The organism is Pseudomonas sp. Pseusp15, from assembly GCF_059492165.1.
In genome coordinates this window covers 5,953,615-5,969,203 of sequence record NZ_CP168523.1, presented here as the reverse complement: position 1 = coordinate 5,969,203, position 15,589 = coordinate 5,953,615, and the positions used below count along the sequence as shown (strand labels likewise).

Annotated in this window: 11 protein-coding genes; 8 read left to right on the top strand and 3 right to left on the bottom strand. The window is 59.2% G+C overall.

What is annotated here, in order from left to right; genetic code table 11:
- The first annotated feature begins 172 nt into the window (after positions 1–172).
- The 3 genes from ACEN8R_RS26925 to ACEN8R_RS26915 all read left to right on the top strand — a co-directional run bounded on the left by ACEN8R_RS26925 (position 173) and on the right by ACEN8R_RS26915 (position 4,290).
- A complete protein-coding gene (locus ACEN8R_RS26925) occupies positions 173–1,444 on the top strand; it encodes a YeaH/YhbH family protein (protein ID WP_018928847.1) in 1,272 nt (423 codons plus the stop codon).
- Positions 1,441–3,003: a SpoVR family protein gene (locus tag ACEN8R_RS26920; protein WP_018928846.1), complete on the top strand. Its 1,563-nt coding sequence runs from the start codon at positions 1,441–1,443 to the stop codon at positions 3,001–3,003. Before ACEN8R_RS26925 ends, ACEN8R_RS26920 begins: the two co-directional genes overlap by 4 nt.
- 63 nt (positions 3,004–3,066) lie before the next feature.
- On the top strand, positions 3,067–4,290 hold the full coding sequence (locus ACEN8R_RS26915; protein ID WP_018928845.1) for a multifunctional CCA addition/repair protein: 1,224 nt from the start codon (positions 3,067–3,069) through the stop codon (positions 4,288–4,290).
- A 79-nt stretch (positions 4,291–4,369) separates the two neighbouring features.
- Here ACEN8R_RS26915 and folK read toward each other — a convergent pair whose 3' ends face one another.
- Positions 4,370–4,888: a 2-amino-4-hydroxy-6-hydroxymethyldihydropteridine diphosphokinase gene (gene folK / locus ACEN8R_RS26910; RefSeq protein ID WP_018928844.1), complete on the bottom strand. Its 519-nt coding sequence runs from the start codon at positions 4,886–4,888 to the stop codon at positions 4,370–4,372.
- Entirely contained in the window at positions 4,879–5,232 is a 354-nt protein-coding gene (gene folB, locus ACEN8R_RS26905; protein ID WP_018928843.1) for a dihydroneopterin aldolase, read from the bottom strand. The genes folK and folB overlap by 10 nt, the downstream gene beginning before the upstream one ends.
- A 74-nt stretch (positions 5,233–5,306) precedes the next feature.
- Between folB and plsY the strand changes: the two genes are divergently transcribed.
- The gene (gene plsY, locus ACEN8R_RS26900; protein WP_018928842.1) at positions 5,307–5,876 is read left to right on the top strand and encodes a glycerol-3-phosphate 1-O-acyltransferase PlsY; all 570 of its coding nucleotides are present in this window, start codon (positions 5,307–5,309) and stop codon (positions 5,874–5,876) included.
- A gap of 23 nt (positions 5,877–5,899) precedes the next feature.
- Here the strand turns inward: plsY and tsaD are convergent, their stop codons facing one another.
- Entirely contained in the window at positions 5,900–6,925 is a 1,026-nt protein-coding gene (gene tsaD, locus ACEN8R_RS26895) for a tRNA (adenosine(37)-N6)-threonylcarbamoyltransferase complex transferase subunit TsaD (RefSeq protein ID WP_495624482.1), read from the bottom strand.
- A 199-nt stretch (positions 6,926–7,124) separates the two neighbouring features.
- On the opposite strand from tsaD, the gene rpsU reads away from it, so the two are divergent.
- From rpsU to ACEN8R_RS26875, 4 genes are all read left to right on the top strand, one after another.
- Complete coding sequence (gene rpsU, locus ACEN8R_RS26890; protein WP_002551877.1) at positions 7,125–7,340, top strand: 30S ribosomal protein S21; 216 nt, start codon at positions 7,125–7,127, stop codon at positions 7,338–7,340.
- Positions 7,341–7,823: 483 nt separating this feature from the next.
- Entirely contained in the window at positions 7,824–9,791 is a 1,968-nt protein-coding gene (gene dnaG, locus ACEN8R_RS26885) for a DNA primase (protein WP_018928839.1), read from the top strand.
- A 67-nt stretch (positions 9,792–9,858) separates the two neighbouring features.
- On the top strand, positions 9,859–11,706 hold the full coding sequence (gene rpoD, locus ACEN8R_RS26880; protein WP_007936542.1) for an RNA polymerase sigma factor RpoD: 1,848 nt from the start codon (positions 9,859–9,861) through the stop codon (positions 11,704–11,706).
- A gap of 123 nt (positions 11,707–11,829) precedes the next feature.
- Positions 11,830–15,576, top strand: coding sequence for a bifunctional diguanylate cyclase/phosphodiesterase (locus ACEN8R_RS26875; protein ID WP_495624481.1), 3,747 nt, complete (start codon positions 11,830–11,832; stop codon positions 15,574–15,576).
- The last annotated feature ends 13 nt before the right edge of the window (positions 15,577–15,589 follow it).

Sequence of the window (15,589 nt, the reverse complement as noted above, 5' to 3'; positions counted from 1 at the left end):
CAGAGGCCTGTGTACGCATTTTCTGTTACACAGACCTCTGGGAGGTGTTCGAAAGTCGGTAACGAGGTTCAGGCAGCATCCAGAAGCGCTTGGGGGAGCGTGAACATCCCTCGGCACAGGTCGATGCTGCATAACCGCTCGCCCCTTTCAGGACAGCTTCTAAGGAGCAGTCATGAGCTATGTGATCGACCGACGTCTCAATGGCAAGAACAAGAGCACGGTAAACCGTCAGCGGTTTCTGCGGCGCTACCGTGATCACATCAAAAAGGCCGTCGAAGAGGCGGTAGGCCGGCGTTCCATTACCGATATGGAACACGGCGAGCAAATCAGCATTCCCGGCCGCGACATCGACGAGCCGGTGCTTCACCATGGCCGGGGCGGCAAGCAGACCATCGTGCACCCGGGCAACAAGGAGTTCACCAGCGGCGAGCACATTGCCCGTCCGCCCGGAGGTGGCGGCGGCAGAGGCCCCGGTAAGGCCGGTAACTCGGGTGAAGGGATGGACGAGTTCGTCTTCCAGATCACCCAGGAAGAATTCCTCGAATTCATGTTCGAGGACCTTGAACTGCCTAACCTGGTCAAACGTCACCTGACCGGCACCGACACCTTCAAGACCGTACGCGCGGGCATCAGCAACGAGGGCAACCCGTCACGGATCAACATTATCCGTACGCTGCGCTCGGCCCATGCCCGGCGAATCGCCCTGTCCGGCAGCAGCCGGGCAAAACTGCGCGAAGTCAAAGAGGAGCTCGCCCGGCTTAGACGGGAGGAGCCGGACAACTTCGGCGACATCCAGGAACTCGAAGCGGAAATCGAGAAGCTCAGTGCGCGCATTCACCGAGTGCCATTTCTCGACACCTTTGACCTCAAGTACAACCTGTTGATCAAACAGCCGAACCCGAGCTCCAAAGCAGTGATGTTCTGCCTGATGGACGTGTCCGGCTCCATGACCCAGGCGACCAAGGACATCGCCAAGCGCTTCTTCATCCTGCTGTACCTGTTCCTCAAGCGGAACTACGACAAAATCGACGTTGTGTTCATCCGCCACCACACCAGTGCCCGCGAAGTGGATGAGGAGGAGTTTTTCTACTCCCGGGAAACCGGCGGTACCATCGTTTCCAGCGCCCTTAAACTGATGCAGGAGATCATGGCCGAGCGTTATCCGAGCAATGAGTGGAATATCTATGCCGCCCAGGCGTCCGACGGCGATAACTGGAACGACGACTCGCCGATCTGCCGCGACATTCTGATCAATCAGATCATGCCGTTCGTGCAGTACTACACTTATGTAGAGATTACCCCGCGCGAACACCAGGCCCTGTGGTTCGAGTACGAACGCATCGCCGAAGCCTTCTCTGACACTTTTGCCCAGCAGCAACTGGTCTCGGCCGGGGATATCTATCCGGTCTTCCGTGAACTCTTCCAGCGCAGGTTAGTGACATGACCGCCAAAGAGCAAAAGCGCCAACCCATTTCCACCGGCTCCGAATGGACGTTCGAGCTGATCCAGGCCTACGACCGCGAAATCAGTCGTCTCGCGGCCCGCTATGCGCTCGATACCTACCCCAACCAGATCGAAGTCATCACTGCCGAACAGATGATGGACGCCTACGCCTCTGTGGGCATGCCCCTGGGTTATCACCATTGGTCCTATGGCAAACACTTCCTAAGTACCGAAAAATCCTACAGCCGCGGCCAGATGGGGCTGGCCTACGAGATCGTGATCAACTCGGACCCTTGCATCGCCTATCTGATGGAAGAAAACACCATCTGCATGCAGGCCCTGGTGGTGGCTCACGCCTGCTATGGCCATAACAGCTTCTTCAAGGGCAATTACCTGTTCCGCACCTGGACCGACGCCAGCTCGATCATCGATTACCTGGTGTTCGCCAAGCAGTACATCATGCAGTGCGAAGAACGCCACGGTATCGACGCGGTAGAGGACTTGCTCGATTCCTGCCATGCGCTGATGAATTACGGGGTCGACCGTTACAAACGCCCTTATCCGATTTCCGCCGAAGAAGAACGCCGTCGGCAGAAGGATCGGGAAGAACATCTGCAAAAGCAGATCAACGATTTGTGGCGAACCATTCCAAAAGGCGCGGACAAATTCAGCGACAAGGACAACGCACGCTTCCCCGCCGAGCCTCAGGAAAACATCCTGTATTTCATCGAAAAACACGCCCCGCTGCTGGAGCCATGGCAACGTGAAATCGTGCGGATCGTGCGCAAGATCGCCCAGTATTTTTATCCACAGCGCCAGACACAGGTGATGAACGAAGGCTGGGCCACCTTCTGGCACTACACCTTGATGAACGACTTGTATGACGAAGGCCTGGTCACCGATGGCTTCATGATGGAGTTCCTGACGTCCCATACCAGCGTGGTGTTCCAGCCGGGCTTCGACAGCCCCTACTACAGCGGAATCAACCCCTACACCCTCGGTTTTGCCATGTATCGCGATATCCGGCGGATATGCGAACAGCCTACCGAAGAGGACTACCGCTGGTTCCCGGAAATCGCCGGCACAGACTGGCTGTCCAGCATCAAATTCGCCATGAGCAGCTTCAAGGACGAGAGCTTCATCCTGCAGTACCTGTCACCCAAGGTGATCCGCGACCTGAAGCTGTTCAGCATCCTCGATGACGACCAAAAGGATGATCTGCTGGTTCCGGCGATCCACGACGAAGAGGGCTATCGAACCATCCGCGAAACCCTGGCGGCGCAATACAACCTGGGCAATCGCGAACCCAACATCCAGATCTACAGCATCGACCGGCGCGGGGACCGCTCGCTGACCCTGCGTCACCAGCAGCACGACCGCAAGCCGCTCGGCGATTCCACCGAGGAAGTGCTCAAGCACCTGCATCGGCTCTGGGGCTTCGACATTCACCTGGAAACCCTGCAAGGGGATCAGGTGGTGAAAACCCACCATGTTCCACCCAGAAGCGAACACGGCGAGGGAGACTACGGCCGGCTAGACTTGGCTGTCATTCATCTTTGATCCTGTTTCGGCCTCCGGAAGTTCGACGCAAAGGTTATTCTGTCGGGCTAACGGAGGTTTTTTATGCAGATTTATAAAGTCGGTGGTGCGGTACGCGATCGCCTGCTGGGCAGGCCTGTCACCGATATCGACTGGGTCGTGGTAGGCGCCACCACCGAAGAAATGCTCGCCAAGGGCTTTCGCCCGGTGGGTGCGGATTTTCCGGTATTTCTTCACCCCAAAAGCGGTGAGGAATACGCCCTCGCCCGCACCGAACGCAAAAGCGGGCGCGGTTACGGCGGCTTCACCTTTCACGCCAGCCCCGAAGTCACGCTCGAAGAAGACCTGATTCGTCGTGACCTGACGATCAACGCCATGGCCGAAGACGATCAGCAGAACCTGACCGACCCCTACCATGGCCAGCGGGATCTCGAGGCTCGCCTGCTTCGTCACGTTTCCCCCGCGTTCGCCGAAGATCCGCTCCGCGTTCTGCGCGTTGCCCGCTTCGCCGCGCGTTATGCAGGACTGGGCTTCACCGTCGCCCCCGAAACACTGGCGCTGATGAGGCAACTCAGCGAATCAGGTGAACTGGAGGCACTGACCGCGGAACGCAGCTGGAAAGAAATCGCCCGTGCGCTGATGGAAGACCAACCCCAGGTGTTCATCCAGGTGCTGCGCGAGTGCGGTGCGCTCAAAGTGCTAATGCCGGAAGTCGATGCGCTGTTCGGTGTACCGCAACCCGAGGCCCATCACCCGGAAATCGACACAGGCGTGCATACCCTGAGCGTGCTGGAGCAAGCGGCACAGCACAAACAGCCGCTGACCGTGCGCTGGGCCTGCCTGCTGCACGACTTGGGCAAAGGACTGACGCCCGAGGAGGAATGGCCCCGCCACATCGCCCACGAGCACAAAGGCCTGAAGCTGATCAAAGCGATCAACGAGCGCTTCAAGGCACCGAAGGATTGTCAGGAATTGGCACTGCTGGTGGGCGAGTATCACACCCATGGCCACCGGGCTCTGGAGCTGAAACCGTCGACCCTGCTGGAGTTGCTGCAGAGTTTCGACGTCTATCGTCGACCTCAGCGCTTTGAGGAGTTTATTGCGGCGTGCGAGATGGACGCTCGAGGGCGCAAAGGCCTGGAGCAGCGAAGTTATCCACAGGCGGATTATTTGCGCGGTGCCGCGACTGCAGCGCGAAGCGTGGCGGTTCAGCCGTTGCTGGAGAAGGGATTCAAGGGGCCGGAATTGGGCGAGGCGATCAAGCGCGAGCGGCTCAAAGCGCTGAAGGCCTACAAAGAAAAAGCATAAGCAAGGGCAAAAGATCGCAGCCTGCGGCAACTCCTACAGAGATCGGCGTAGAAGTTGCCGCAGGCTGCGATCTTTTGCTTTACAGCATATCGGAAGGGGTCAACTGCTCACCGCGCCACTCAAAAGCCACCGGCGCCAACACCTGATCGATCCGCGCCTCGCTCCACAAGGTCGCAAAGCTTTTGCCTACACCCGGATGCACTCTGTCCGGCGCAATCAGCGACAACGGCCACAGCACGAATGCGTTTTTCAGAATCTCTGCCCGCGGCAAGACCAAACCATCGAAATTGCCCACCAGATCGCCGAACAGCAGCACGTCGATATCCAGCGGCAAGCCCTTGCGGTCCGGCGCGTAACGGCCGTTATCCGCTTCGATGAATTTCAGCCGTCGATCCAGCTCCATCAACGGTAGATCGGTATAGGCCGAGACCACAAAGTTGAAAAACGGCCCGCTCTTGATCCCCACCGGCTGGCTTTCGAACACCGCCGAGCAGCGCATATCCACCAGGAAACCCGCCAGGGCGTCCAGGCCAGCCTGCAAATGGGATTCGCGCTCGATGTTGCTACCGAGCCCGAGGTACACCTGAGTCAGCGACATCCGCGCTCGATCTCCACACCCACGCCCTTGGCCGCCGGAACGGCACCTGGCTTGGTCAGCTTGAGGTGCATCCAGGTGATCTTGAACTCACTCATCAGCACTTCTGTCAGACGCTCGGCAAACGTCTCGACCAGCTGGAACTGCGCCTGCTCGGCAAAAGCCTGGATGCGTGACGAAACGCTCGCGTAGTCGAGCGCCAGAGTCAGGTCATCACCAGCAGCGGCCGGACGATTGTCCCAGGCGAAGCTCAGATCAAGTCGCAGACACTGTCGGATGCCTCGTTCCCAGTCGTAGGCACCGATCACGGTGTCGACTTCCAGGCCCTCGATAAACACTCTGTCCAAGCACTTCTCTCCGCTGCACGACAAGGGCGCAATGCGCCGTTAGAATCAGGGCGTCCTCGCCCGGAATAGTTAGCATGTTTTGGTCACTGGCGATTTTCGCCTACCTGCTCGGCTCTCTGTCCTTCGCCATTTTGCTCAGCCGCCTGACCGGTAACCCCGATCCGCGAATGAGTGGCTCGGGCAATGCCGGTGCCACCAATATGTTTCGTCTGGCCGGCAAAAAACTCGCCATCCTGACCTTGCTCGGCGACCTCTGCAAAGGCCTGCTGCCAGTGCTGGTCGCAGGTGCAATGGGCCTTTCACTGCAGGAACAGGCCTGGATCGGCGTCTTCGCCGTCATCGGTCACCTGTTTCCACTGTACTTCCGCTTTCGCGGCGGCAAGGGTGTCGCCACCGCGGCCGGCATGCTGTTGGGGCTCTATCCACCCGCTGCGCTGCTGGCGGTCTGTGCCTGGCTGTTGACGTTCTACCTGACCCGCACCAGCTCACTCGCCGCCCTGATTGCCACACCCCTGACCCTGCCGCTGCTCGCCTGGCAAGAACCGGCGGCACTGCTGCCCATGAGCGCGCTCACGGGGCTGATCGTCTGGCGTCATCGCGGCAATCTACGCGACCTGTTTGCCGGGCGCGAACGGCATTTTTAAATACCGCACGTGAGCGCCACTCATCACAGCGCCGACAACTGCTCCATCGGCCAGCGCGCCTGCACGCTGATTGCCAGGCTTTCGTGCTGACCGGCCCGCAAGCGCTGGCAGCCGGCAAACGCAATCATCGCACCGTTGTCGGTGCAGAACTCCGGACGGGCATAAAACACATTGCCCCTCATGTCGCCGAGCATTTTTTCCAGTGACGTACGCAACGCCTTGTTGGCGCTGACGCCACCAGCGATCACCAGACGCTTCATGCCAGCCTGTTTCAGGGCACGCTTGCACTTGATGGTCAAAGTCTCCACCACGGCCTGCTGGAACGCCAGCGAGATGTCGCAACGGGCTTGCTCGCCGTCGTCCCCGGCGCTGACGCATTGCTGCCAGGTGTTCAAGGCGAAGGTTTTCAAACCGCTGAAGCTAAACGCCAGGCCCGGACGATCACACATCGGACGCGGGAAGACGAAACGTCCGTCAACGCCTTGCGCCGCCAGACGAGCGATCTCCGGACCGCCCGGGTAATTGAGGCCCATCATTTTTGCAGTTTTATCGAACGCTTCGCCGGCGGCATCGTCGAGGGTCTCGCCCAAGAGCGTGTACTGACCGATCCCGTCGACCTGAACCAGCTGCGTATGACCGCCCGAGACCAACAAAGCGACGAACGGGAACTCCGGTGGCTGCGGCTCCAGCATCGGCGCCAGCAAGTGACCTTCCATGTGGTGCACGCCCAGGGCCGGGATACCCCAGGCAAAAGCCAGCGCCTGCGCGCAGGAAGCCCCTACCAGCAGGGCTCCGACCAGGCCGGGGCCGGCGGTATAAGCGATGGCGTCGATCTCGGTCGGCACGCAGTCGGCCTCCGCCAGCACCTGACGGATCAAGGGCAGCATGCGTTTGACGTGATCGCGCGAAGCCAGCTCCGGCACAACGCCGCCATAAGCGCGATGCAGGTCGATCTGACTGAACAGCGCATCGGCCAACAACCCGCGTTCACTGTCGTAAAGTGCGACACCGGTTTCGTCGCAAGAGGTTTCTAATCCCAGTACTAGCATGGGTTTGCGCCTTGTAGAGGCTGAATTCGAAGGCGCGCATAATAGTCGTCGCGTGATGCCCCGACCAGCGGTTTTCGATCAGAGGCTTTGCATTCCGAGCGATGAGGGGTTAACATCCGCAACCCTTAAAAACCGACGTCTTCAAGTGCTCTTTTGCCGCGAGGATGTTGACCCCGGTAATGAATGAAGGTAGCTCTGGATGCCAGCCGTCAAAGTTAAAGAGAACGAACCCTTCGACGTAGCTCTGCGTCGTTTCAAGCGCTCCTGCGAAAAAGCCGGTGTACTGGCTGAAGTTCGTAGCCGCGAATTTTACGAGAAGCCTACTTCTGAGCGTAAGCGCAAAGCAGCAGCCGCTGTTAAGCGTCACGCCAAGAAAGTACAGCGCGAACAGCGCCGCGCCGTTCGTCTGTACTAATACACAGACGATCGTAGCAAGCTTCTGCCAAGCCCGGCCCTCAGCCGGGCTAATGGCATTTGCGGACAACGCTTGATGCTTCACCGTCAAAGCCGCAGACGCGACCGAGACAAACCTGCTTCACAGCGTCAGACCTGGCTCTTTTGCCAGCGGTGCACGTCTTTTCTGACGAGCCTTTCAAGGCTACTGACGAGCACACCCACTGATTCCTCTCACGACGATCAGCCCAAGGCACCGTCTTGCGTGCCCGCTTATTGAGCTATCCGAGGCCATAGATTGGCCGTCGCCGGACTCAGCGAAACACTTTCGAATAGTCGAATGCTGATTGGTACTAACGTCAGTGGATTTTCGGCAGATACACTTCCCGACAGCGATTACGCAGACGACACCGGTCGAGCCGCACACCCTGCGCGCCTCAAACAACGACCTGCGTTCGGCCGCACTTCGTTTCGGGTCCATTTCAGCGCAGATGACGAGAACGCCATGGCCGGGCTAATTCCCCAGAGCTTCATTGACGACCTTCTGAACCGCACCGACATCGTCGATGTGGTCAGCTCGCGCCTGCAAATGAAAAAGGCCGGCAAGAACTACACTGCCTGCTGCCCGTTTCACAAAGAGAAAACCCCCTCCTTCAGCGTCAGCCCCGACAAACAGTTCTATTACTGCTTCGGTTGCGGCGCTGGCGGTAACGCCCTCGGCTTCATCATGGACCACGACAACCTGGACTTCCCCCAGGCAGTCGAAGAACTGGCCAAAGCCGCCGGCATGGAAATCCCCCGCGAAGAAAGCGGCCGACCGCACAAACCGCGACAGCCCACCGATTCGCCGCTGTATCCGCTGCTCACCGCTGCCGCCGATTTTTACCGCCAGGCCCTGAAAAGCCATCCGGCGCGCAAAGCGGCCGTGGATTACTTGAAAGGTCGTGGATTGACCGGCGAAATTGCTCGGGATTTCGGCCTCGGATTCGCTCCGCCCGGCTGGGATAATCTGTTCAAGCATCTGAGCAGCGACACCCTGCAGCAAAAGGCCATGATCGATGCCGGCCTGCTGGTGGAGAACGCCGAAACCGGCAAGCGCTATGACCGCTTCCGCGATCGCGTGATGTTCCCGATCCGCGACAGTCGCGGGCGCATCATCGCCTTCGGCGGCCGGGTACTGGGCGACGACAAGCCGAAATACCTGAACTCACCGGAAACCCCGGTTTTCCATAAGGGCCAGGAACTCTATGGCCTTTACGAAGCGCGCAAGAACAACCGCAACCTCGACGAAATCATCGTCGTCGAAGGCTACATGGACGTCATCGCCCTCGCCCAGCAAGGCCTGCGCAATGCTGTGGCAACCCTGGGCACCGCCACCAGCGAAGAGCACTTGAAGCGACTGTTTCGCGTCGTACCCAACGTACTGTTCTGCTTCGACGGCGACCAGGCCGGCCGCAACGCTGCCTGGCGTGCACTGGAAGCGACGTTGCCGAGCCTGCAGGACGGACGGCGCGCACGCTTTCTATTCCTGCCCGAAGGCGAAGACCCGGACACGCTGGTCCGCTCCGAAGGCACTGACGCCTTCCGCGCGCGGATCAATCAGCATGCACAGCCATTGGCCGATTATTTTTTCCAACAGCTGACCGAGGAATCGGACCCGCGCTCGCTTGAAGGCAAGGCCCACATGGCTACCCTCGCCGCGCCACTGATCGACAAGGTTCCGGGCGCCAACCTACGCATTCTGATGCGCCAGCGCCTGACCGAAATTACCGGGCTCAGCGGCGAAGCCGTGAGTCAACTGGTGCAAAGCGCACCTCAGGAAGCACCACCGGCTTACGACCCGGGCATTGATTACGACGCCATGCCCGATTACAGCGACTACCATCAGCCGCAGGCACAAGAGATGTATGTGCCGCAGCAGGAGTGGACGCCGAAAAAACCCGGTGCGGGCGGCAAGAAATGGGACAAGAAACCGTGGGACAAGAACGGCAAACGTGGCGGCGATCGCGATCAACCACGCGCGCCACGAGTACCGGCTGCTGTAGAGCCACCCACCCTGGCCGCCTTGCGCACGTTGCTGCATCACCCGCAATTGGCCGAAAAAGTCGAGGATGCCGGGCACTTTGCGGCCGAAGACCACACTAACACGCAACTGCTGGTCGCCCTGCTCGAAGCCGTACAGAAGAATCCCAAGCTAAACTCATTTCAACTGATTGCGCGTTGGCACGGCACTGAACAGGGCCGACTGCTGAAAGCGCTGGCAGAAAAGGAATGGCTGATTGATGGAGATAACCTTGAACAACAGTTTTTCGACACCATTACTAGCTTGTCAGCCCGCCAACGCGAGCGAAATCTGGAACAACTTCTTCGAAAAGCGCGTCAAAGTGAGTTGAGTGCCGAAGAGAAAAATCAACTGCGCGACCTTTTAAGCCGCAATGTTTGCGCATCAAACCCGACCTCAACTGGCGCGTGAGGTCATAGCTCAGGTATAATCCTCGGCTTGTTTTTTGCCCGCCAAGACCTTCAGTGGATAGGGTGTTATGTCCGGAAAAGCGCAACAGCAGTCTCGTATCAAAGAGTTGATCACACTTGGTCGTGAGCAGGGCTACCTGACTTACGCGGAGGTCAACGACCACCTGCCGGAGGATATTTCAGATCCGGAACAGGTGGAAGACATCATCCGCATGATCAATGACATGGGGATCAACGTATTCGAGGTTGCGCCAGATAAGGATTCCCTTATGCTGGCCGACGCCGATACCGACGAAGCCGCGGCCGAAGAGGCAGCAGCAGCGTTGGCAGCGGTCGAGACCGACATTGGTCGCACCACCGACCCAGTGCGCATGTACATGCGTGAAATGGGTACGGTAGAGCTCCTCACACGTGAAGGCGAAATCGAAATCGCCAAGCGTATTGAAGAGGGCATCCGCGAAGTGATGGGCGCAATCGCGCACTTCCCTGGCACGGTTGACCATATTCTCTCCGAGTACACTCGCGTCACCACCGAAGGTGGCCGCCTGTCCGACGTCCTGAGCGGTTATATCGACCCGGACGACGGCATTGCGCCGCCTGCAGCCGAAGTGCCACCGCCTGTCGACCCGAAAGCCGTGAAAGCGGACGACGACACCGACGACGATGACGCCGAAGCAAGCGATGACGAAGAAGAAGCCGAAAGCGGTCCGGATCCGGTCATCGCCGCACAGCGTTTTGGCGCTGTCGCCGATCAGATGGAAATCACCCGCAAGGCGCTGAAAAAGCACGGTCGCTACAACAAGGCTGCGATTGCCGAGCTGTTGGCCCTGGCTGAGCTGTTCATGCCGATCAAACTGGTGCCGAAGCAATTCGAAGGCCTGGTCGAGCGTGTTCGCAGCGCCCTGGATCGTCTGCGTCAGCAAGAGCGCGCGATCATGCAATTGTGCGTTCGTGATGCCCGCATGCCGCGTGCCGACTTCCTGCGCCAGTTCCCGGGCAATGAAGTCGACGAAAGCTGGAGCGATGCACTGGCCAAAGGCAAAAGCAAATACGCTGAAGCCATTGGTCGCCTGCAACCGGACATCATTCGTTGCCAGCAGAAGCTGACCGCGCTGGAAACCGAAACCGGTTTGACGATCGCCGAGATCAAGGACATCAACCGTCGCATGTCGATCGGTGAGGCCAAGGCCCGCCGCGCGAAGAAAGAGATGGTCGAAGCGAACTTGCGTCTGGTGATCTCCATCGCCAAGAAGTACACCAACCGTGGCCTGCAGTTCCTCGATCTGATCCAGGAAGGCAACATTGGCTTGATGAAAGCGGTAGACAAGTTCGAATACCGCCGCGGCTACAAATTCTCGACTTATGCCACCTGGTGGATCCGTCAGGCGATCACTCGCTCGATCGCCGACCAGGCCCGCACCATCCGTATTCCGGTGCACATGATCGAGACGATCAACAAGCTCAACCGTATTTCCCGGCAGATGTTGCAGGAAATGGGTCGCGAACCGACCCCGGAAGAGCTGGGCGAACGCATGGAAATGCCTGAGGACAAGATCCGCAAGGTATTGAAGATCGCTAAAGAGCCGATCTCCATGGAAACCCCGATCGGTGATGACGAAGACTCCCATCTGGGTGACTTCATCGAAGACTCGACCATGCAGTCGCCAATCGATGTCGCCACCGTTGAGAGCCTTAAAGAAGCGACACGCGAAGTCCTGTCCGGCCTCACTGCCCGTGAAGCCAAGGTTTTGCGCATGCGCTTCGGTATCGACATGAATACCGACCACACCCTCGAGGAGGTTGGTAAGCAGTTCGACGTGACCCGTGAACGGATTCGTCAGATCGAAGCCAAGGCGCTGCGCAAGCTGCGCCACCCGACGAGAAGCGAGCATTTGCGCTCCTTCCTCGACGAGTGATCACAAAACCCCCGGCCCAGGCCGGGGGTTTTGCTTTATGCAGATTAAATTCCCCGCACGTCCCACCCGCCGAATAGCCCGTCTACACTCGAAGCATTCCCCCAAAGCCATAACGAGACCGTTATGCCCAGATGGTCGACCGTGCTTTTTTTGCTGTCGCTGATGACCTGGACCGCAACGGCTGGCGCGCTGACTCTGACCGACGAAGAACGTAGCTGGCTGGCGGCTCACCCGGAATTGCGCCTGGGCGTCGATGCCTCCTGGCCGCCGTTTGAGTTTCGCGACGATCATGGGCGTTATCAGGGCCTGGCAGCGGACTATATCAACGTCATCCGGCAACGGCTGGCCATCAAACTCACGCCCATCGAACCGGTCAGCTGGACTGAAGTGCTGCAGCAGGCCAAACAAGGCAAGCTAGACATCTTGCCGGGCATCATGTCGACCCCCGAGCGCCAGACCTATCTGTCGTTCACCCGCCCCTACCTCGATTTTCCGATTGTCATTCTGGCCCACGTCGGAGGCCCCCAACCGCGCAAACTCAAAGATCTGTACGGGCTGAAGATCGCCGTGGTGGAAAACTACGCTCCCCATGAACTGTTGCGCACCCAGCATCCCGACTTGAATCTGGTGGCAATGCCCAATGTCAGCTCGGCGCTGCAGGCACTTGCCACCGATGCGGTGGACGCCGTCGTGGGCGATCTTGCCTCCAGCGTCTGGAGCCTGCGCCAGCTCAAGCTCGAAGGGCTCTACGTCAGCGGTGAAACGCCCTACCGCTATCAATTGGCGATGGCCGTCCCGCCGAACGACAAGCTGCTGGTCAGTATCCTGGACAAAGTCCTGGCAGACATGAGCCCGAGTGAAATCAGTGCCATCCAAGAACATTGGGTCGGTAATGTCCTCGATCATCGAACCTTCTGGTCCGATGTGCTGATGTACGGCCTCCCAGGACTACTGCTTCTGATCGTCGTTCTGGCAGTGGTTATCCGGATCAACCGCCGACTGAGTTCGGAAATAGCCCGCAGGGTCAATCTGGAACAGGAGCTGCGCAGCAGCGAATACCATTATCGCGGGCTGGTGGAGAGTCTTTCAGCCATCGCCTGGGAAGCGCAGATCAGCGATTACACCTACAGTTACGTGTCGCCCCACGCCCAGGACCTCCTCGGTTATCCCCTGTCCCATTGGCTGATTCCGGGCTTCTGGCGCAACATCATCCACCCCGCAGACCTCACTCGGGCCCAGGCGTTCTGCGACCGTGAAGTGGCGGCCGGGCGCGATCACAGCGTCGATTACCGGGTCATCACCGCTGATGGCCGTTGCCTGTGGGTCCGCGATATCGTCAGCCTGATCGAACATGGCCGTGAACCGGTCCTGCGCGGGCTGATGATCGATATCAGCGAAGCCAAACGCACCGAAGAGGCGCTGCGCCTGTCGGAACAGAAGTTCGCCTCAGTGTTCCAGCAATGCCCGGATATTCTGGTGATCGCACGGCTTTCCGATGGCTGCCTGCTGGAAGTCAACGAAGCGTTCGAGGAACAGATCGGCCTCAAGGCCGAAGACGTCATAGGCCAGACGGCCACCGACCTGAACATCTGGGGCGTTCCTGGCGTGGGACCGGGTTTGCTGCAGCGATTGCAGGCCGGCAGTATCCGCAACCTGGAGATGCCCTTTCGCCGCAACAATGGCCAGGTGTTTACCGGCCTGATCTCTGCCGAGCCTTTCGACCTCGACACGACCCCGGCCCTGGTGGTCGTCGTACGAGACATCAGTCAGCTCAAGGAAACCCAGCAACAGCTGCAAACCTCCGAAGAGAAATTCGCCAAGGCCTTCCACGCCTCCCCCGACGGCTTGCTGCTGTCCCGGCAGAGCGACGGCTTGCTGCTGGAGGTCAACGAAGGTTTCAGCCGTATAACCGGGTTCAACAGTGCGATGTCGGTAGATCGGTCGGCGCTGGACCTGGGGATCTGGGTCAATCTCAACGAGCGCAAACAGATGCTCGAATTGCTGCACCGGGATGGTTTCGTCCGCGATTTCAGTTGCCACATCCGCCGCAAGGACGGGCAGATCCGGCTCTGCGAAGTTTCAAGCCGGCCACTGCCCATCGGCGATGAAGACTGCATGCTGACCATCGCCCGGGACATTACCGAGCGACACCTGATGCAGGAAAAACTGCAACAGGCCGCCACCGTGTTCGAAAGCACCGCCGAGGGCGTCTTGATCACCGACACCCAACAGCACATCAGCGCGGTCAATCGGGCATTCACCGAAATCACCGGCTACAGCGAGACCGAAGCACTGGGCCACACCCCTCGCCTGCTCGCCTCGGGCCTGCACGACAGCGCCTTCTATGCTGCGATGTGGCATCAACTGACCGCCGAAGGTCATTGGCAAGGCGAGATTTCCAACCGGCGCAAGAACGGCGAGCTCTACCCGAGCTGGCTGACCATCAGCGCCGTGCGCAACCGGGACAAACTCATCACCCACTTTGTCGCGGTGTTCGCGGACATTTCCAGCCTCAAGCATGCGCAAGCCAAACTCGACTACCAGGCGCACCACGATCCGCTGACCGGCCTGCCGAATCGCACACTGTTCGAAAGCCGCCTGCTGACCGCGCTGAACAACCAGCAGGAAAACGGTGGCCAAGGCGCCGTGCTATTCCTGGACCTGGACCGTTTCAAACACATCAACGACAGCCTCGGTCACCCGGTCGGCGACCTGCTGCTCAAAGGCATCGCCGTACGCCTCAAGGAGCAGTTGCGCGATATCGATACCGTGGCGCGGCTGGGTGGCGACGAATTCATCATCCTGCTCCCCGGCCTGCAACAGGCCAGCGATGCCGACAACATTGCCACCAAGCTGCTCAATTGCTTCAGCGCCCCTTTCCAGGCCGGCGAGCACGAGTTTTTCATCAGCGCCAGCATCGGCACCAGCCTGTATCCCAAGGACGGCTGCGACGTTGCCACGCTGGTCAAGAACGCCGATGCCGCGATGTATCGCTCCAAGGCCAAGGGCCGTAACCGGGTTGAAAGCTACACCCGCGACCTCACCGCCCAGGCCAGCGAACGCGTGGCACTGGAGCATGAACTGCGACGCGCCATCGAGCGCAATGAGCTGTTTTTGTACTACCAACCCAAAATCAGCCTCAAGGATCATCGGCTGGTCGGTGCCGAAGCGCTGATTCGCTGGCATCACCCGACCTTTGGCGATGTGCCCCCCGAGCACTTCATTCCCCTGGCCGAAGAAAACGGCATGATCCTGCAAATCGGTGATTGGGTATTGGAGACTGCCTGCCAGCAGATGTACGAGTGGAATCAGGTCTATGAGTGCCTCGGCCCACTCTCGGTCAACCTGGCGGGCGCTCAATTACGCCAGCCGAACCTGCTCGGCCGGATCGAGCAATTGCTCAAGGACAACCGCCTCAAACCTGATTTTCTGCAACTGGAGATTACCGAAAACTTCATCATGAGCCAGGCCGAAGAAGCGCTGACGGTCCTGCACCAACTCAAACGCCTGGGCGTGCAGCTGGCGATCGACGATTTCGGCACCGGTTATTCGTCCCTGAGCTACCTCAAACGCCTGCCGCTGGACATCCTCAAGATCGACCAGTCCTTCGTCCGCGGCTTGCCGGACGACCCGCACGACGCGGCGATTGTCCGCGCAATCATCGCCCTGGGCCGCAGCATGCAATTCACCGTCATCGCCGAAGGCGTCGAAACCCATGCCCAGCAACAATTCCTCACCACCGAAGGCTGCGAACAGATCCAGGGCTACATCGTCAGCCTGCCACTTTCCCCCGACGAATTCGCCGCGACGTTTCTTCGTATAACCGTATCGGATTTTTCGGATAGCACAGCCGAGAAACCATCGCTATAATCCGCGGCCTACT

Excerpts from the sequence above, each read along its gene's own strand:
- ACEN8R_RS26925 (WP_018928847.1), top strand. The coding sequence starts at position 173 with ATGAGCTATGTGATCGACCGACGTCTCAATGGCAAGAACAAGAGCACG.
- ACEN8R_RS26920 (WP_018928846.1), top strand. The coding sequence starts at position 1,441 with ATGACCGCCAAAGAGCAAAAGCGCCAACCCATTTCCACCGGCTCCGAA.
- ACEN8R_RS26915 (WP_018928845.1), top strand. The coding sequence starts at position 3,067 with ATGCAGATTTATAAAGTCGGTGGTGCGGTACGCGATCGCCTGCTGGGC.
- folK (WP_018928844.1), bottom strand. The coding sequence starts at position 4,888 with ATGTCGCTGACTCAGGTGTACCTCGGGCTCGGTAGCAACATCGAGCGC.
- plsY (WP_018928842.1), top strand. The coding sequence starts at position 5,307 with ATGTTTTGGTCACTGGCGATTTTCGCCTACCTGCTCGGCTCTCTGTCC.
- tsaD (WP_495624482.1), bottom strand. The coding sequence starts at position 6,925 with ATGCTAGTACTGGGATTAGAAACCTCTTGCGACGAAACCGGTGTCGCA.
- rpsU (WP_002551877.1), top strand. The coding sequence starts at position 7,125 with ATGCCAGCCGTCAAAGTTAAAGAGAACGAACCCTTCGACGTAGCTCTG.
- dnaG (WP_018928839.1), top strand. The coding sequence starts at position 7,824 with ATGGCCGGGCTAATTCCCCAGAGCTTCATTGACGACCTTCTGAACCGC.
- rpoD (WP_007936542.1), top strand. The coding sequence starts at position 9,859 with ATGTCCGGAAAAGCGCAACAGCAGTCTCGTATCAAAGAGTTGATCACA.
- ACEN8R_RS26875 (WP_495624481.1), top strand. The coding sequence starts at position 11,830 with ATGCCCAGATGGTCGACCGTGCTTTTTTTGCTGTCGCTGATGACCTGG.